Consider the following 19,726-nt stretch of genomic DNA (forward strand, 5'->3'; position numbering starts at 1 on the left):
TCGATTATACCAGTAGTGAGAAAGCACCTACCAATACCGAGTTACTTTATTTATCATCTTCAATACGCGTGAATTGCGGTATGCTATTTTCAGCTCTAGGGAGTTTTTTTAAACAACGATTATTTAAATCTGTTCTTTGCTGATCGAAGAACCATCCCCACTTATTGAAGTATTTCACGGCAGAAATAATATGGTAAGCCAAAAAACGCTTATCTCTGTAAGAACGTCGCTGTGACTCGTGAACAACAACCGAGTCAGGGCAATAGCTTACCCTATGGTTTTCGCAAATTCTTCTCGACAAATCAACATCTTCAAGGTAGAGAAAGAAGCGCGTATCAAAATAACCAACGTCACGAACAGCCTTATTACTCACTAACATAAAGCAACCAGAAAGCGAAGGTGCAAAGAACGGCTTACTATAATCCGCAGAATGGAGTTCGTAGTCTTGATTCAGCGAACTGGTAAATTGAGAGATAAATCTTCGCATAAATAATTGATAAGGTGATGGCAATGTTTTACACGCATGTTGTAAACGCCCATCAGGGTAAACAATTTTGGGAACAGCCAAGTCAATATTACCTTGTAGGCAAAACTGATATAGCTTATCCACTTCACCTTTCTCGAAATCAATATCTGGATTACAAATTAAAAAATGGCCTGGGTGCTCTTCGAAGCGAGAAAATACCTGATTATGGCCAGCACCGAAGCCTGCATTCTCCTGAACGCGAATAACTTCAATTTTGGGATTATCCAGTTCTAGCAACCAGTGGCAATACGCGCCATTATCTACAATAACCAGCTTTGAAACACTCTCCTCCTCTAACAAGGAGGTTAAGGTTCTGCTTACAGATTGATACTCATGTCGATACAACACAAGAGATGCAATTATTTTCACTTAAAACACCAAATTAAGTACGTGGGTATTCCGGCGAACACATAACGACTCCATCATGTTACCTCCTAAAAATCCACTAAATGTGTCATCCGAAAAATCATATATCAGCCAGTATCAATAGTACTTTAAAATCAGTCAGTTAAAAACCTTTCATTGTCAGAAAAAGAAAAAAAGCCCTGTATTTTATAAACGTTTGGTTTAATACAGGGCATAGATAATTGATCAGATATTTTAGTTCAGAAAGCGGCGCTTGATGCCTTTAATACCTTCATTTTTAAGCACTTCCCAACCTCTTTTACCTAGAGTCATACCAACCCGTGGATTTGTCAGGGAACGCTTTATCATACTCACAAACCGATCTTTATCGAATTCGGCATTACCACCACGGAAACCAGGCGTCAGAACAATACTGAATTGGCGTAATGCTTCATCTTTGGTTTGTGGGTCAAACAGCTCAGGATACTCTTTTGCACCTTGCGTAATCCACCATTGATTATAGGTAGTGACGTCAAAAGGCGTTGGGAAAGCATTCTGTAGGTCAATTCGTTCGCGGTAAACGATACGTTGCGCTTTAGAAATAGCCGAGCCGTCAGAGTGCTGACCATATGCCCAAACCACCTTAGCTAATGGATCCTGAGCCAAGTTCTTGGTTTGATCATCATACCAATCAATAAGTTTATGCACATCAGAGTTTTCACCCGCATTTTTGGATGCCATGATCCTATGCGCACCACTGTCGAAACCGGTAAAGTGGTAGAAACCTAGTGGTTCACCATCGACAAAATAGTTACCTTGAGGATCAATAGTAAATTCACGGGTGGTCAGGTTCCATGTCGCAACGTTGTGACGGCTAGAACGCATAATAGCAACATCAGTAAAGAATGCAGGTACCAGATCAATCCAGCGCTGGTCAGTAAACAAACCATTAGGAATGTCCGCACGGCAGAAGTGATAGATACGCTCCCCCCACCATTTAGCGAATGACAAGCCCACATCTGTCGCAGCAACTGCGCAGAATCCAAGGTTGTAAACACCGTGTTTCAGGCTGCAAATTTCATTATCCATTACCGCTGACAACGAAGTCTCTGGCTTGGTTTGATGTGGAGTCAACACCACATTCGCTGAATCAAGAGCTTCAAGGATGTCATCCAGGCGTGAGAAAACCACCGTGTCTGGATCAAGATAGATAACTTTCTTACAGCCTGGTAACTGTAACAAACGCGCTAACATGAAAGGCTTGATGGCCGTCGCCAGTTCAACGATGGTATGGCAATAAGCCCAACCTTTCCAATCAGGTATATCCAATTCAGAAACGGAAACAACTTCATCAAAAGGCTCGTTGCTCAAGTCAATTTCGGGCCTTTTTTCATCGGCTAAAGCAAGATGAATAGTCCATTCTGGATGATATTTCCTAATTGACTGAAAAAGCATTCTCACTTTAGGAATGTAATTGAATGCCGCACTGGTAAAAACATGAACTTCAGACATATCTGCCTCATTGGATTGAATATACTTGCCGGTGAAATTTTACCAACTCTTGCAACACGATTCCAGCTGACATAGAAGACAAGACTAAACCATCTTGATAAGTTCTAAGGCGTTCAGCTGGAGCGCCCAGATCAAAACTAGCAACAGGATAACCTAGCTCCATCATTTCCTGAACCACATAAGAAAACGTTTCAGGCCAAATAGATGGGAATAAAATTATATTAACACCATGCTTTTCAAGTAAACTTGGCAACTCATCATGCTTGTATGCCCCAGTTTGAGTAACAATATCAGCAGGACAGGATGATTCAACAGTGCCAACAATAACTATTTCCGCAGGGTATTGCTTATCTTTTATTTCTTGAGCCAACTCCTTAACAATTTGCGCCCCCTTATGATAACCGATTATTCCGACGACACCTATTTTCAACTGCTGTGTCTGCTGTATATTCGCCTTAGCTGGGAGGTAATCTACAGTATGAGGAATAACAACCGCATTCTCTTCTTGGATCTGCGGGTAAACACGCCGATAGAGATCCAGAGTGTTTTGAGAAAAAGTAACAATTTTGTCAGAGGCGATCATCAATCCCCCCCACTTGTCTCGCCACTCTTCGATATCATTTGATTCAAATAAAGTAGTGAATCCAAAGGTATTGTTACGTAAACATGAAGCACAAACTGACGGATCCGGTATGTCACAATACTTCCCTTGGTCGTTAATCAGGAAGTGGGAAGGACATAACGGGAAGAGATCATGAGCCTGAGTCATCAGTTGAGCATTAGTTTTCATTTTTAAGCCGATAAGAAAACCTGGTATTTCTTCCGGATTTGTAAATGAAACGCCTGTATTATAGACAATCTCTTTTATTTTTACGAAGGCAAGCAAGTCATAGATAAATTTATAACCGGGTATTTTAAACTTAAACTCGCCTTTTTCACCGCGAACGATTAACTTATAAGATAATGTAGTTATATCAAAAGAAAGCACCAGTGCCGAGTAACCAACACTCATTTTTTCTTGAATCAATCGATTTCTATAATGGTTAACCCCACCACCCAAATCATGATCGATTAAAAAGATGACTTGTTCTCTCTCTGCAGGGTTGAGAAATGCAACAATATCATCAGGTGAACCAAGGTTTTTACTCGGAGTTTTATTTTTATACCGACTGAATTTTTCATATAATAATGAAAATTTGCCAGATTTTATCAACATGAAGGCACGTTTAATCAACACCGTAAACTGTTTAAAAATCAGTTTCTTCGATGTTGCTCCGCCACTGTCCACATCTATAGTTACATTTAGACAACTGTCTGGTACCTCAACGCTTTCAGTCGAACCATCTGAATAGGTACATAACAATTTTAGATCTACAATCTTAGCTTCTGAACCAAATGAACCATAAATAATATATCCAGAATGCTTGGCTTGTTCAAAGCTTGAAAAATAAGCACCTACATCATCCCTGCACTTCCCATAGTCGATTTTCAGAACATTATCAGTATCACTTTCAGGCAAAGATAAACAAAGCTTGGTAATACTTTTATCTTCATGAAAAATCCATCCATAGCTGAAGATAGTTCCATTTTGTTGTACAAAGTAATCGATCGACCAATGCAGTTTACTCATCTCAGTTCCTATTACCTTTAATGAGTCTGGACAATTTCCCTAAAACTCCAGACTGATACATCTGTAACTCAGCTTCCAATTTATGAATTTTATCTAATCGCTCATATGCAAAACGTTCAGCAATATCTTTTGCACTATGCAAAGCTGCAATCTCAGCTAGCCTGTCATGAGCCAGTTTTTCAGCAATGTCTTTGGATTGCTGCAGGCTGGCAATCACTTCTTTCGCTTGGTGCAAGCTCTCTTTTATCTGGGCAAAAGACATGGAAACACATTCAGCATCATTCACCTCATAGTGGCCGGGTAAAACATGTTCCGGGTACCAGGTAATGAGTGAACTTTCCTGCTCTCCGGTTGAGAAAGCATGTAAAGCAGACTCTAACTGAAGATAATCGTCAAGCAATGATTTATCAGTAGAGAAAGACAATGCCTCAAAAAGCTGCTGGATGAACTCCCCTCGTGTAAGAGAAGAGCCAGAATCAGGAATTGCAAAGCAAGAAATCTTACCTAGCAAGGACAAGGCGGCACGGAAAACCAAGTGGCCAAGAGTCAATCCTTCTTTTGCCAACCATTCACGTTCAAAATACCGAGGCTGCCCTTCTGCATCAATGACAAAGTTGGAAGGAATAGCATCCAGATAAGTTGGTGGTAGCATGGTACCTTGGGTAAACTCATCATAGCTCAGCCCTTCACCACGCAGTGATGTTTCAAGACACTCGATATAGTAACGGAAATAGCCAGCTACGTACTCCATAGACCACCCCGGAGTCGTCACAATCTTGATAAACTCTGTCGATAATGAGGGACCTTTGATATAGGTTTCATAACCATCAAGTTTAAAGCCGATAAATTTATCATCCGGTGCCAAGACGTCACTCAGCAACTCTCTTTTAACAACAACCTGATTTTCCGCGTTATATTTAAAAACCGTCTTTTTGCTAAATGGACGGTGTCTTTCCCCACCATAATGCACGGCAAGCAGATTTTTATCAAAAACCTCCGCAGCAGTATTACTGGCAACCAACAGGAATGAGTTGCTCATTTCAACCGCTAGTTTGTTGTTGAAAACAACTGGCCATGCCAGCTCAGGAATTAAATGCAGCTTCTCTGGCAACTGCATATCGGCGCGGACTGACTGAGTGGCAAAAACAGAGGCATCAAACGCATCGCTGTTGGCTCCTATCTCCGTCACCACCGATACGGGCAGTTTATAATCAGGGAAAGGCAATAACGTCTGTACTGAGGATAACCCTACCGTAGCAAGCTTCTCTAGTAAGACATGATGGCCGTAGGTTTCAGCCTGCTGCTTCGTATAGCGACCTTCAATGCCATACATAACCTGCCCAATGTGATCCTCCCGTGCACCTGCAAAATATTTGAGGCCCAGTTGGTTTTCGATCGCGATCAACAGTTTACCATCAGGTTTCAGACGCGCTTTGATGTTATTAAGCATGCTGATGGCGCTATCACTGCCTTGGCTGAACAAATTGGAGTATTCAAGTACGCCAATCAAGGTAATCACATCAAATTTTTCTACGCATTGAAAGTCGTCGAAACGCTCACTGACAACGGTCACATTGGCCAGGTCCAGCGTTCTGGCTCGTGCTATCGCAGCACGTCTTAAACTCCCTTCAAGAGCAAGAACCTCGGCTCCCGACTCCCCCAAAAAACGAGTAATCGCACCACAGCCGGCACCTATTTCAAGTATTTTGACGCCCGGGGTGAAGAGCGAATTTAGTGGCCGCAGTAAATTAGAGCGTAAGCTGGAAAAATGATAAGTAGTTACCCAATCAGAACACTGTGCTCTAAGTTCTGGAGATGATACGCTGCGATCTTTAGTATTGCTGACAATGTTTAATAGTTGATTTTCTTGAACATCGCCATCGCTATAAGGAATACCAGTGTAATCAACACGAGCCCAGACACCTGAAGCTTCGCGAAAAGAATAAAGATTAGTATCTAAAAACATAATTATTTACCAAATGAAGAGTTAATTTTTAGGTTTAGTTCTAAGTTTGTCATCCCTGAAAAAGATTCCACAGTTGGTACAAGGAAATGAATTACATCGTATCGTCTATCATGCGGTACCACCTCATTATCCTTCATAGAGGCAATCCCTAAAGAAATGAAATAATCACCAGCACCTAGTTTGTTTTCGAATTCAAATTCAACAATTGAGTGGGTATTTTCCCGTCCATGTTGAAGGGTGTCTTCATTTAGCAAATGTGAATTTGTATTATATACCGTCACCCCTTCTTTGGTTTTCACTGCAAAACCAATGATAGGATTATGTATATTTTTTTCGAAATAAATTGAACAGCGGATTTTTATCTTTTCATCAGCATAAACAGTTGCTGGGTTAAGGCGTTCCCCAGCAAATAATTGATAATCTAACCAGGAAGCGGCACGGTCACCCCAGCGATATTCGTTTTTATTATAATTAGCCTTGGTATTAAAGCAGTCGGTATCCAAGCTCAAACCCGCCGCAACAGAAGATGCTGAATTTAGGGTATTGTTAGCTTTTACATTAGCTTCAGCTACCACATCATCCTTGGTTGGACTCTGGGTTTTGCCAAATAGTATGTCCATATACTTATTGACAGCGACTTTAGGAGAACCTTGATATAGCTTATTCCCACCACTAAGAAGGACCGCTTTGTCGCAATGCGTGACAATCTGCTCTCCGGAGTGTGTCACTAACAGGATACTAGTTCCATTATTCTTCAACTGTCTTAAACGGTCAAAACACTTTGCTTGAAACTTCGCATCGCCAACTGCCAAAGCTTCATCGACAATAAGGATATCAGGATCGACTTGTGCCTGTACTGCAAAGGCTAGCCTGACCACCATACCGCTAGAGTAGGTTTTGACCGGCTGCTCAATAAAGTCACCGATATCAGCAAAGGCGGCAATAGCATCGAATTTATTATCTATTTCCGCTTTGGAAAGCCCCAAAATTGCAGCGTTCAGATAGATATTTTCTCGACCAGTAAACTCGGGGTTGAATCCTGAGCCTAACTCAAGTAGAGCGGCTATTCTGCCGGTAGTCTCCACAGTACCACTGGTCGCTGTCAACGTACCGCAAATAATCTGCAAAAGTGTAGATTTGCCACTACCATTTTTGCCAATAAGACCAACGGTTTCGCCTTTCATAACGTCAAAAGAGATACCATTTAACGCCCAGAATTCTTTATAGTAATTTTCTGATTCACTAGTGATAAGGCGTTTTAATTTCGGTAAAACAAACTGCTTTAATCTGTCATGCGGATTATTATAGACATAAAAACATTTTCTTATGTCTTTAATGCTGATAGCTATATTATCAGAGGACATCTGCAAATCCCTTTCTCGTTTTTTGGAAAACAAAAAAACCGAACCAGGCAAAAACCAAGCAACCTACTAGATAGATGATATAACTAACCAATGAAGGTACAACACCAAAATACATGATATCTCGGAATTGTGCGATAGCAGGCGCTAAAGGATTAAGGTTTAACAATGGCCTATACTTTTCTGGAATAGCGGTAATTGGATAAAAAATAGGCGATAAAAACATAAGTGCAGTGACCAAGATCGTTATCATTTGCCCCACATCTCGCAAAAATACGCCTAAAGAAGACAGCAACCAACCTACACCAGTAACAAAAATGAACAATGGCAATAATATAACCGGAAGCAGAAACACAGTGATATGTGGAATGCCTGCTTCAATAGTATAAAAGATCAGCCAAACAACAATACTTATTGCCGCATGAAACAATGCAGAACATGCGCTAATTATGGGTAGTATTTCTAATGGAAAAATCACCTTCTTAACATAATTTACATTAGATAATATTAACCCGGGTGATTTTATTGCACACTCGCTGAAAAAGTTAAAAACAATCAATCCAGCAAATAACACCAATGCAAATTCAGCTCTGGAGGTGCTCTCTGTACTCCAGCGCGCGTTAAAGATAAAACTAAAGACAAAAGTATAAACCACCAGCATAAAAATAGGGTTAAAGAAAGACCAAAGAATGCCAAAAACCGAACCTTTATATCTGCCAGATACTTCTCTTTTGGTTAGATTAAGAATAAGTTTTCTATGCAGCCAAAAGCTCGATACTACAGCGATTGGTGATGAATTGTTGCTTTTTTTCATCAAAATATTCCAATAATTATTGCTGAACTCACACAGATACTGACAAGGTTACCTGGAAATGGTTCACGTGGGTTTATATATCAAATAATAATTGGTTATTCATAAACCTGAAATGTATATGAGTAATTTCCTAGAATCGATAATTGGTTGGTTTTATCTCCATCCTTTACCACTATAGAGGACACTTACCATGCGCATTAACTCACCCATAGTTTGTGTCATTTGATAAATGAATCGATATTTCATAAAATGAAACACTGAAAATCCAAAAAAAAACACAATAGTCAATAAGAAAAGTCTCATTAATGAATTATTTTGAATATCGCGACAACATCATGAAAATTCGGTAGTTACAACAAATATACCCAACAGATTGCCCAAAAAAAGGCACGCTACCGCCCTTGGCATGCAGTAGCCAATAGATATATCTCAACTTTAGAGTGGATTTCCCCGAGAAAAGCTCGGCTACTTGCCATAAAAGCCCAAATAGACTATTAGGGTTCGCCCACACAAAACTTCGGGCCATATGCTACCACCATATCGATTAAAACACCTTTAGAATCTTGATAGTTTCAGTATGTTCTTAATCGAATAGCGGTAAAAACAACCAACTCACTAGCAGTGATATGGATCTACGGCTTCTATTGGATAAGGAAACGTCTTCGATTAGGCGTTCAGAGGACAAATGAGAGAGGGAGTCAGAGAGGAGTATTATTGAATATAATCAATAGGATATGCTTTTTACATTGGAAATATCAGTATATTAACTGTGCCCAACCGGTTAGCTGGGCACGACACAATGCACTTACTGACTGTTATGCTAGATCTGAACAGCTCTGACTACACTGCCGACCCTATCTTGCCACTGGGATAGCACAACCCCGCACGCTTTGATTTTTTCGCAATTTAACAGCGAATACTTCGGTCTTTGTGCAGGAGTTGGGTATTGATCGGTGGTGATAGCGTTAATCGTTGGGCTGCGAGCCAAAAGACCTTGCTCAAACGCTGAGGTGAAGATAAATTCGGCGAATTCGTTCCAGGTAACGTCTTTGTCACCGCAGAAATGATAAATGCCACCTTCCGCACCACCTTTCAACAGGTCGATGATAGCGGCGGCAATATCACCAGCGTAAGTTGGGCAACCGCGCTGGTCTGATACAATGCCCAAAACGTCGCGATCTTGCGCCAGACGTAGCATGGTTTTCACGAAATTATTGCCATACTCACTGAATACCCACGCGGTGCGAATAATTATAGCTTCGGGCTGGGTAACCATAACAGCAATCTCACCATCGAGTTTAGTCTTACCATAAACTCCTAACGGGTTGGTTGTGTCATTTTCGCAGTACGGCGTATCAGCGAGACCATCAAAGACATAGTCTGTTGATACATGAACCAGGCGGCAATTGGCAATTTTGGCTACCAAAGCCAGGTTTTTTGGCCCTTGTTCATTGATCAACTTAGCCATTTCGCAATCATTTTCCGCTTTATCTACGGCGGTATAAGCGGCTGCATTCACTATCACATCAGGCAGGAAGGTAAGTGTGGTGTGCTTAACCTTCTCGAAATCAGTAATATCCAAAGAATCACTGTCGGTTGCCAGTATTTCCCAACCTGCAGGGAGGCGATCGATAAAACAACGCCCCAATTGCCCGTTGGCGCCGGTCAACAAAACCTTCATTGGCCTAGCTCCTTAAACAGTTTGCCAATTTTATCTTTTTCAGAGAGTAGCGGATTCTCTAATGGCCATTCGATTCCCACCTCTGGATCGTTCCATAATAGGCAACCTTCATGTACAGGATTGTAATAGTCCGTACATTTATATTCAAAGTCTGCGACATCAGAAAGCACAACAAAACCATGAGCCAAGCCCGGCGGGACCCAAAACTGGGTTTTATTTTCTTCGGAAAGGATCACCCCTTCCCAAGCACCGTAAGTTGGAGAGCCAGGACGGATATCAACCGCGACATCAAACACTTCGCCGCGCACTACACGCACTAGTTTACCCTGAGGATTTATCTTTTGGAAATGCAGGCCACGCAGCACACCGCGTGATGAACGCGAGTGGTTATCCTGAACAAAATCCAGATCGATATCCAACATTTCCTGATAGCGTCTCTTTTCAAACGTCTCCAGGAAAAAGCCCCGAGCATCGCCAAATACCTTGGGTTGAATAATCTTCACACCATCGATTTTGGTATCTGTGACTTGCATTCTATTTCTCCAGACTCAGTTGCAATAAATACTGCCCGTACAAGGTCTTGCTAAGCAGTTTAGCCTCTGCCTCTACTTGCTCACGAGTCAGCCACCCTTTGCGGTAGGCGATCTCTTCCAGGCAAGCAACCTTGAACCCTTGGCGATTTTCGATCGTGTGTACAAACTGGGAAGCCTCAATCAGACTGTCGTGAGTACCGGTATCCAGCCACGCAAATCCGCGCCCAAGCAACTCAACATTGAGAGCTTCTTTATCCAGATACATCTGGTTGAGCGTGGTGATCTCTAGTTCACCACGTGAGGATGGTTTGACCTGCTTCGCCATCTCAACAACGTGATGATCATAGAAGTAAAGCCCAGTAACGGCCCAGTTAGATTTGGGCTTCGTTGGTTTTTCTTCCAGAGATAGTGCCCGGAAGTCATCATCAAATTCCACCACGCCAAAGCGTTCAGGATCCATCACCTGGTAACCAAATACGGTTGCCCCCTGGTTACGTTCAACTACTGACGTCAACTTCTTACCAAAACTTTGGCCAAAGAAAATATTGTCCCCTAATACCAGAGCACAGCTGTCCCCATTGATGAACTCTTCACCAATCAGGAATGCCTGCGCTAATCCATCCGGGCTAGGTTGAATTGCATAGCTCAATGAGATGCCAAAACGACTCCCATCGCCGAGTAACCGCTTAAATGACGGCATATCCTCTGGAGTGGATATAATCAGAATGTCGCGTATCCCCGCCAGCATCAATACTGATAGCGGATAGTAAATCATCGGCTTATCGTAGATTGGCAATAGCTGCTTTGACACACCACGCGTAATAGGATAGAGACGTGTGCCTGACCCACCTGCTAAAACAATACCTTTCATTTTCATACCTTAAATTAGCGGGTTAGACCCAGACGTTCTCCAGCATATGAACCATCTTTGACACGGCTCCACCAAGCTTGGTTATCCAGATACCACTCAACCGTTTTTCTAATACCGCTCTCAAAGGTTTCTTGCGGCTTCCAACCCAACTCACGATCAATTTTCGAGGCGTCAATCGCATAGCGCATGTCATGACCAGGACGATCGGTCACAAAGGTGATCAGGTCTTCATACTTAGCCAGGTTACCGGGTTTATTCGGCGCCAGCTCATCTAGCAAACGGCAGATCGTTTGCACGACTTCAATATTTTTACGCTCGTTATGGCCGCCAACGTTGTAGGTTTCACCTACTTCACCTTCACAGACAACTTTGTACAGTGCCCGCGCGTGATCTTCCACATACAGCCAATCGCGCACTTGAGTACCGTTGCCATAGATCGGCAACGCTTTACCTTCAAGGGCGTTAAGAATGGTTAGCGGGATCAGTTTCTCCGGGAAATGGTATGGGCCATAGTTGTTGGAGCAGTTCGTTACGATAGTCGGCAGGCCATAAGTGCGTAACCAAGCCCTGACAAGGTGATCGCTCGAGGCTTTCGAAGCTGAATAAGGGCTGCTTGGCGCATAAGGTGTGTTTTCAGTGAACAGATCATCGGTACCGTGCAGATCGCCGTAAACTTCATCAGTGGAGATATGATGGAAGCGGAATGCTTGCTTTGCCTGCTCATCTAAAGTTTGCCAGTGCTGCCGGGCCGCTTCCAACAGGGTATAGGTACCCACAATATTGGTTTCGATAAATGCGGCGGGACCATCAATGGAACGATCGACGTGGCTCTCAGCAGCCAGGTGCATAACCGCATCTGGCTTGAACTCGGCAAACACGCGGTCCAGTTCCTGACGATTACAGATATCCACCTGGGCAAACTGGTAACGTTCGCTGCTTGCTATTGACGTTAAAGATTCGAGATTACCTGCGTATGTCAGGCTATCTAAGATCAGGATTTGGTCTTGGGTGTCGTTGATGATGTGCCGCGCAACGGCGGAACCAATGAAGCCAGCGCCACCGGTAATGATAATTTTCATATAACCCTCTAAACAACAAGACGTGGCCCTTTGCAGCCACGCCAGTGTCTATGATTTCAAATTAACCAAAAGTTACTCTGTTAGTAACTTGGGCTATAGTGACCTTAGGTCTCAATCACTTAAAAATCAGTAAACTATAGTATTAACTATGTTAAAGAAGCGTAATATTCTACAAGAACCAACCCTCATTCGCCATCAAAATACCGGCAATAAAAGTTCAACATTGCAAATAAAACGCGACTATCAGCGATACCCTTTTGGGTTCTTGCTTTGCCAGTTCCAGGTATCGCGCATCATGGTGTCAATACCCCGAGAGACCTCCCAACCAAGCTCTTTCTTGGCCAGGTTGGCGTCGGCCCAGAACGCAGGCAAATCACCATCCCGACGTGGCAAGATCTGATAAGGGATAGTAATGCCGGAGGCTTTCTCGAAAGCATGCACCATTTCCAGCACGGAGAACCCAATACCGGCTCCCAGGTTGTAAGCCTTGAACCCTTCGACCTTCTTCAAATGATCCATTGCCATCAGGTGGCCTTCCGCCAGATCCATCACGTGAATGTAGTCACGCACGCCGGTGCCGTCTTCGGTTGGATAATCCCCTCCAAACACACCTAGCTTCTCCAACTTGCCGATAGCAACCTGTGAGATGTAAGGCAGCAGGTTATTAGGGATACCATTGGGATCTTCGCCGATCAGGCCAGACTCATGAGCACCGACTGGGTTGAAGTAACGTAAAGCAATAATCGAGAACTGAGGCTCAGCCTTGGCGAAGTCTTGCAGGATCTGCTCAACCATCAGTTTGGATGTGCCATACGGGCTAGTCGTACCGCCAATAGGCGTGGTTTCAACGTAAGGTACTGGAGAATTAGCGCCATAAACAGTAGCCGAAGAGCTGAAGATAAACTGGTGAACTCCGGCACGACGCATTTCACCCAGCAGCACCAGCGTGCCAGAGACGTTGTTCTGATAATACTCTAACGGTTTGCGGGTTGACTCCCCTACTGCTTTGAGGCCAGCAAAGTGGATCACCGCCGAGATACGGTGGCCATCGAATATGCGGTTCAGACACTCCGGATCTTGAATGTCGCCTTGATAGAAAATGGCTGCTTTGCCTGTTAGCTGCTCCACACGGTGCAGTGACTCTTCGGATGAGTTAGACAGGTTGTCTAGGACGACAACCTCCTCTCCACGCTCCAGCAGGGCAAGAACGGTGTGGGAACCGATGTAGCCGGCTCCGCCGGTGACTAGAATTGCCATCTGAACTCCTTGCAAGCGCCTGAAGCGCTGAAAATGAATATGTTGAGCTGCTATTCTAACCTTCCGCTCACCAAGAGTATTGAGTCATGATAAAGATTTTGTTCAAAAAAAAGGCCACATCTCTGCAGCCCTCTCGAGGTCTTCCGTTTCAAAGTCATTCACCATGCCCACAGCGCCCATTATAGTGCTGTGGAAGGCCTTAAATGAATTTAACAGTTACTTAGGTTGAATGGTAATAATCTCGTCGATGCGATCCTTCCAAGGAGATAAGATGACTCCTTGGTTTTGTATTTTTTCGCAGTTAAGCACAGAGTACTTCGGCCTTCTGGCTGCCGTGGGATATTGTGACGTTGTAATCCCATTAACTAGCGGTGCCTTGGCTAAAACGCCTTGCTTGATTGCTGCTGAAAAAATCGCTTCTGCAAATTCATTCCAGGCCACTGTTTTATCACCACAGAAATGATAAACCCCACCTGCTGCTTTCTTCTGCAAGAGCACGATAATTGCCTGAGCAATATCCCCCGCATAGGTAGGGCAACCAAACTGGTCAGATACCACACCTAAAGTGTCACGATCCTGTGCAAGCCTTAGCATGGTTTTAACGAAATTATTACCATACTCACTAAAAACCCAGGCCGTACGAATAATCAACGCATCAGGTTGATAGAGGCTAACCGCAATCTCGCCGTCCAGTTTAGTTTTGCCATACACCCCTAGCGGGTTAGTTGATGCGGTTTCAATATAGGGGGTAGTAGCCTCACCATCAAAAACATAATCCGTAGAAACATGTACTAGGCGAGCTCCCACTTCGTTGGCCGCCAAAGCCAAATTCTTCGGACCTACTTCATTAATCAATGCCGCGATTTCATGGTCAGTTTCTGCTTTATCAACAGCAGTGAACGCCGCAGCATTCACAATAACATTCGGTCGATAATCAACTACCGCGCTTTTTACTTTAACAAGATCAGTGATATCAAGCACATCGGCATCAGTTGCCCACACATCCCACCCGGCTGGTAAGCGATCCTGGAAGCAACTCCCCAGTTGCCCTTTCGCGCCGGTCAGTAAGATTTTCATAGTCCTAGATCCTTGAATAACTTGCCGACTTTATCTTTTTCGGACAACAATGGATTATCGATAGGCCATTCAATACCAACCTGTGGATCATTCCATAGCAGACAGCCTTCATGTGCTGGATTGTAATAATCAGTGCATTTATATTCGAAATCTGCAACATCAGAGAGCACAACGAAGCCATGAGCCAAACCCGGCGGAACCCAGAACTGGGTTTTGTTTTCTTCGGAGAGGATAACCCCCTCCCAAGCGCCGTAAGTTGGAGAGCCAGGGCGAATATCCACCGCAACGTCAAACACTTCGCCACGCACAACACGAACCAGTTTCCCCTGAGGATTTATCTTTTGGAAATGAAGGCCACGCAATACATTGCGCGCAGAGCGTGAATGGTTATCCTGAACAAAATCAAGGTCAATATCTAGCATTTCTTGATAACGTTTCTTTTCAAACGTTTCGAGGAAAAAACCGCGAGCATCACCAAATACTTTCGGCAGGATGATTTTCACACCATCGATTTTTGTGTCTATTACCTGCATCTTATAACTCCCCAATCAGATGCGACAAATACTGGCCGTAGAGTGTTTTACCAAGTAATCTGGCCTCTTCAGCAACTTGCTCACGAGAGAGCCAACCCTTACGGAATGCGATCTCCTCCAGACAAGCAACTTTGAAACCCTGCCGTTTTTCAATGGTATGGATAAATTGAGATGCTTCGACCAGACTGTCGTGAGTACCAGTATCTAACCAAGCAAAACCCCGGCCAAGCAACTCAACATTCAGCTTACCTGCGTCCAAGTACATTTGATTAAGCGTAGTGATCTCTAACTCACCACGATGGGATGGTTTAACCTGTTTTGCCATTTCAACGACTTCATTATCGTAGAAATACAAGCCGGTAACCGCCCAGTTAGACTTCGGTACAGTTGGCTTTTCTTCAAGAGATAATGCGCGGAAATTGTCATCAAACTCAACCACGCCAAAACGCTCAGGGTCCATTACTTGATAGCCAAACACCGTGGCCCCGGAATTTTTTTCGACCACATTTTCAAGTTTTTTGCCAAAACTTTGGCCGAAATAAATATTATCCCCCAGAACCAATGCACAACGATCACCATTGATGAACGCTTCACCAATCAGGAAGGCCTGCGCCAGACCGTCAGGACTTGGCTGGATTTCATAGCTCAGCTTGATACCAAAGCGACTTCCGTCACCCAATAAGCGTTTGAACGAAGGCATATCTTCGGGGGTAGATATAATTAAAATATCACGAATACCGGCCAGCATTAACACTGAGATCGGGTAATAAACCATCGGTTTATCATAAATAGGTAGCAGTTGTTTAGAAACACCACGTGTAATCGGATACAAACGAGTACCTGAACCACCCGCGAGTACAATTCCTTTCATTTCAGATTCCTAAATTAGATTAACGGTTTAAACCCAGACGCTCACCAGTATATGAACCATCTTTAACACGGCTCCACCAGGCTTGGTTAGCCAAATACCACTCAACCGTTTTTCTAATGCCGCTTTCGAAGGTTTCTTGCGGTTTCCAACCCAGTTCACGGTCAATTTTCGAGGCATCAATCGCATAGCGCATGTCGTGACCAGGGCGGTCAGTCACAAAGGTGATCAAATCTTCATACTTGAGCAGATTACCAGGCTTGTTAGGGACCAATTCGTCCAGTAACCGGCAAATGGTCTGCACCACGTCTATATTCCTACGCTCGTTATGACCACCAATATTATAGGTTTCCCCAATTTCGCCTTCACAAACAACCTTATACAAAGCCCGTGCATGATCTTCCACATACAGCCAATCCCGAACTTGAGCACCATTACCGTATACCGGTAAAGCCTTACCCTCCAGCGCATTAAGGATCGTCAACGGTATCAACTTTTCGGGGAAATGATAAGGGCCATAATTGTTTGAACAGTTGGTCACAATAGTCGGTAAACCATAGGTACGCAGCCAAGCTCTGACAAGATGATCGCTTGAGGCTTTCGAGGCTGAGTAAGGACTACTTGGCGCATAAGGCGTGGTTTCCGTAAACAGGTCTTCCGTCCCGTGCAAATCGCCATAAACCTCATCGGTCGAGATATGATGGAAACGGAAAGCTTTCTTAGCCGCGTCATCCAAAGTTAGCCAATACTGACGCGCAGCTTCTAGAAGAGTATAGGTGCCCACGATATTGGTTTCGATAAATGCAGCAGGCCCATCAATGGAACGATCAACATGGCTCTCGGCGGCCAGGTGCATAACCACATCAGGCTGGAACTCGGTAAATACACGGTCCAATCCCTGACGATTACAAATATCTACATGTTCAAATTTGTAGCGATCGCTACTAGTGATTGTGTCTAGTGATTCCAGATTCCCGGCATATGTCAGGCTATCTAAAACCAATATTTCATCCTGGGTATTATTAATAATATGACGTGCGACGGCTGAACCAATAAATCCGGCACCGCCAGTAACTATAACTCTCATGCTAGCCCTCTATAAATAATATGATGCAACCAGTCGTCGCCCTAACTTAAACTTGACATTTAAGTCTTAGTGACCTTTATTTAAATCTAGCCAATAAAACGAATATCTCAATAAGTTTTACACAAAGAGATATGCGCTTATTAAATCAAAAATGACAGTAACAATTAAATATACAAATAGAACACGCAACACATACATTATAATACATTAATTATAAAAAAATCACACCTATTGGCTTACACCACGAGATGGTTCATAAACTTATGGCAAAAAATTAAATAGTATATTTCCACCTTTCAAAAGAGAGATATAAAATAAAACACACCTTTGAAAGGTCCGAGCCACTTTATATTATTAATTTTCTGACCCAGTCAAATTTTAAATAAAAGGGATCACAGCACTTTCAATAACATCATGGCAAGAAAATATTATAAGAATAGAGATTAGCCTTATAAAAGACAATATCTACTTATATTCCACAAATAACACTAATTATATAGACACCTCACCCGAAATGCCTACCATTGATAATATAAAGTAGGCATCTATTTCTTGCTTTTCCACTCCCCCCATATTCCATTATTACGTTCACGTATAGCACTCGCACAGTCCAATATGCTTCTTAACACTTGAATTGTATGCTCTTCTTTAACAAAGATCACATCCAATAAATATGGAGGGGCAATATTTTGAATGTTATTTTCGATGCTTAAATTATTAGTAACAATATATTTAGCAGATGTAATTAAAGAATTCACGTCAATTTCCTCACTTAATTCTATACCATCATTTGTTAAGTCAGTAAAATGAACTCCGTTGCTAAACTTAGCCCTTCCGGTAGCGTTAATGATTTTTCCAGAGTATGGTGCAGGATGAGGGTCTTCATTATAGATAATGTCTGTTCTGGCGCTACCTCCAAGACCTTCAAAACAGTCGGTGTTAATAAGCGCCCCTGAAAGATAAGAGTCCGAGAAACTTACCTGCCCTCCTACGCTAGATATTGGAAATCCCTTTCGCCCCCTGAGATCATAAGGTGGAGAAAGATTAACACGAGTGAGATTCTTTTTATTACTCTTCGGAGAGTTTGAGCGAAAATGTCTATTATAAACGTATGAGGAATATATATCTGATATTACTATATCACTTTCCCCGGAATCGTCAGAATCACAATCCCTAAAATTAGACGTAATAGTTGAAGAGTATAACTTATCGAGTTTCACTCCTCCTTTGTTTAAATGCCAAAAATCGCAACCAATAATCTCTGCACTGATCAATCCTATATTATCTGCAGATAAAATCCCCCAGCCGGTAAATAAATTCTTATCTGATGAACCATCAAAATATACACCAATTATTTTCAAGGTATCTATATCATATTTAGAGTCATTAAATAAATATATACCAGAATTTGACCCAGGAACTATTTGTGTTCCACCACAGATAGTTCCTCCACCGCCAAGTTCTACCGCATTCTCTCTATTATTACCCCACAATTCAGAACCTGATATATAATAATCTGTCGTATTCATCACTAAGGTTGCACTAGATAACCTCGAGTCTTTAACATGAGCCACAAAGGATTTAATGTTTTTATTGTTACTGCCCTTAGAACTACCTAGTATTACACCATATTTATCACTAGGGGAATCGCCACTTCTTGCATCCAACCAACAACGCTCAAGTCCACAACTGTTCCCATTAGTAATATCTATAGAATAAAAAAAATTTCTTTTTAATGCATTATCCATAATTCTCAGGTCGACTAGACGAACATTGGATATTCCATTAGCATTAGGATCTTTGAAATTAGGACGTGCTATAATAGGGTAGTCTCCGCCTATCCAGATAATAGATGCAACTGAACGACCAGCTCCAGATATCGTCACACTATCCTGAGGATAAACTGTGGAATTTACGTATCTACTAATATCATCAAGCTCAACTGACTTATTTCCACTAGATAGCATCATGTTAATTGCAGAAACATTGCTATTAGCAGCATCAGGATCACTTGCATTATCAATTGGTGCATTCCAGCGTGGATTCCTAATGTTAGTACGCCCTGTAATTAAAAATGGGTTATTTATAACACTAGCATATTGACTATCATTATAAGAACTACTGACCGAACGCAACGAATCTTTTATCTTAAACTCAGAAACATTAACATGCAAGTTTTTATAATTTAACTTCCCGTTTAAGTCATAAATAGCCACGGAAAAATCATGGTCTAATACTAAGAATTCTTTATCAGTTATCCCAATTAATTTCCCACTATTGTCAGTAGTTAAAGGTTGTACTACACTTATTTTATTCCCAGTAGAGTCAATTTTGAAAAGTTCTATTTGATCTGTCGCGAGAGAAGGTTCCTTACCAATCTCACCAATGAATATTTTTGCATTTTGCAAGTATTTTCCATAAACATCAGTCTGTTGAAAATTTTGAGTGCCCGCTATTTCTTTAGCATAAGTAAAACCACTGCCAGCAATCGTAGCGATTAATGAAGACTTAATAAAACCACGTCTATTCATGATACAACCTCAAAAAATCAATTTAGATATCTTTTACATTTTAATGATGACATTC

Annotated in this window: 16 protein-coding genes; all 16 read right to left on the reverse strand. The window is 42.4% G+C overall.

What is annotated here, in order from left to right:
* Positions 1 to 46 precede the first annotated feature (46 nt).
* Positions 47 to 895 carry a glycosyltransferase gene (locus ACKWMY_RS08570; RefSeq protein ID WP_409486169.1) on the reverse strand — a complete coding sequence of 283 codons (849 nt, stop codon included), beginning with the start codon at positions 893 to 895 and terminating at the stop codon, positions 47 to 49.
* A gap of 231 nt (positions 896 to 1,126) precedes the next feature.
* Positions 1,127 to 2,383 (reverse strand): glycosyltransferase, encoded by a 1,257-nt coding sequence (locus ACKWMY_RS08575; protein ID WP_021805014.1) that lies wholly within the window; start codon positions 2,381 to 2,383, stop codon positions 1,127 to 1,129.
* Positions 2,384 to 2,390: 7 nt separating this feature from the next.
* Positions 2,391 to 4,013, reverse strand: a complete 1,623-nt coding sequence (locus tag ACKWMY_RS08580) for a glycosyltransferase (RefSeq protein ID WP_409486170.1) — start codon at positions 4,011 to 4,013, stop codon at positions 2,391 to 2,393.
* A gap of 1 nt (position 4,014) precedes the next feature.
* Entirely contained in the window at positions 4,015 to 5,979 is a 1,965-nt protein-coding gene (locus ACKWMY_RS08585; protein ID WP_409486171.1) for a class I SAM-dependent methyltransferase, read from the reverse strand.
* A gap of 2 nt (positions 5,980 to 5,981) precedes the next feature.
* Entirely contained in the window at positions 5,982 to 7,343 is a 1,362-nt protein-coding gene (locus tag ACKWMY_RS08590) for an ABC transporter ATP-binding protein (RefSeq protein ID WP_409486172.1), read from the reverse strand.
* A complete protein-coding gene (locus tag ACKWMY_RS08595; protein WP_074028872.1) occupies positions 7,333 to 8,154 on the reverse strand; it encodes an ABC transporter permease in 822 nt (273 codons plus the stop codon). The genes ACKWMY_RS08590 and ACKWMY_RS08595 overlap by 11 nt, the downstream gene beginning before the upstream one ends.
* A gap of 820 nt (positions 8,155 to 8,974) precedes the next feature.
* Positions 8,975 to 9,835, reverse strand: a complete 861-nt coding sequence (gene rfbD, locus ACKWMY_RS08600; protein ID WP_409486173.1) for a dTDP-4-dehydrorhamnose reductase — start codon at positions 9,833 to 9,835, stop codon at positions 8,975 to 8,977.
* Positions 9,832 to 10,368, reverse strand: a complete 537-nt coding sequence (gene rfbC / locus ACKWMY_RS08605) for a dTDP-4-dehydrorhamnose 3,5-epimerase (RefSeq protein ID WP_074028868.1) — start codon at positions 10,366 to 10,368, stop codon at positions 9,832 to 9,834. The genes rfbD (ACKWMY_RS08600) and rfbC (ACKWMY_RS08605) overlap by 4 nt, the downstream gene beginning before the upstream one ends.
* A gap of 1 nt (position 10,369) precedes the next feature.
* Positions 10,370 to 11,239, reverse strand: a complete 870-nt coding sequence (gene rfbA / locus ACKWMY_RS08610; protein ID WP_074029091.1) for a glucose-1-phosphate thymidylyltransferase RfbA — start codon at positions 11,237 to 11,239, stop codon at positions 10,370 to 10,372.
* 14 nt (positions 11,240 to 11,253) lie between these two features.
* On the reverse strand, positions 11,254 to 12,318 hold the full coding sequence (rffG, locus tag ACKWMY_RS08615) for a dTDP-glucose 4,6-dehydratase (protein WP_074028866.1): 1,065 nt from the start codon (positions 12,316 to 12,318) through the stop codon (positions 11,254 to 11,256).
* Positions 12,319 to 12,561: 243 nt separating this feature from the next.
* Positions 12,562 to 13,575, reverse strand: coding sequence for a UDP-glucose 4-epimerase GalE (gene galE / locus ACKWMY_RS08620; protein ID WP_409486174.1), 1,014 nt, complete (start codon positions 13,573 to 13,575; stop codon positions 12,562 to 12,564).
* A gap of 216 nt (positions 13,576 to 13,791) precedes the next feature.
* Positions 13,792 to 14,652, reverse strand: a complete 861-nt coding sequence (gene rfbD, locus ACKWMY_RS08625; RefSeq protein WP_409486175.1) for a dTDP-4-dehydrorhamnose reductase — start codon at positions 14,650 to 14,652, stop codon at positions 13,792 to 13,794.
* A complete protein-coding gene (rfbC, locus tag ACKWMY_RS08630; RefSeq protein WP_074028861.1) occupies positions 14,649 to 15,185 on the reverse strand; it encodes a dTDP-4-dehydrorhamnose 3,5-epimerase in 537 nt (178 codons plus the stop codon). Before rfbC (ACKWMY_RS08630) ends, rfbD (ACKWMY_RS08625) begins: the two co-directional genes overlap by 4 nt.
* A gap of 1 nt (position 15,186) precedes the next feature.
* Positions 15,187 to 16,056 carry a glucose-1-phosphate thymidylyltransferase RfbA gene (rfbA, locus tag ACKWMY_RS08635; protein WP_074028859.1) on the reverse strand — a complete coding sequence of 290 codons (870 nt, stop codon included), beginning with the start codon at positions 16,054 to 16,056 and terminating at the stop codon, positions 15,187 to 15,189.
* 19 nt (positions 16,057 to 16,075) lie between these two features.
* Positions 16,076 to 17,140 carry a dTDP-glucose 4,6-dehydratase gene (gene rffG, locus ACKWMY_RS08640; protein ID WP_409486176.1) on the reverse strand — a complete coding sequence of 355 codons (1,065 nt, stop codon included), beginning with the start codon at positions 17,138 to 17,140 and terminating at the stop codon, positions 16,076 to 16,078.
* A gap of 545 nt (positions 17,141 to 17,685) precedes the next feature.
* Complete coding sequence (locus ACKWMY_RS08645) at positions 17,686 to 19,671, reverse strand: phage tailspike protein (RefSeq protein WP_409486177.1); 1,986 nt, start codon at positions 19,669 to 19,671, stop codon at positions 17,686 to 17,688.
* Positions 19,672 to 19,726: the final 55 nt, after the last annotated feature.

Source organism: Serratia sp. J2, assembly GCF_046269175.1.
GTDB classification, from domain to species: Bacteria; Pseudomonadota; Gammaproteobacteria; order Enterobacterales; family Enterobacteriaceae; genus Chania; species Chania fonticola_C.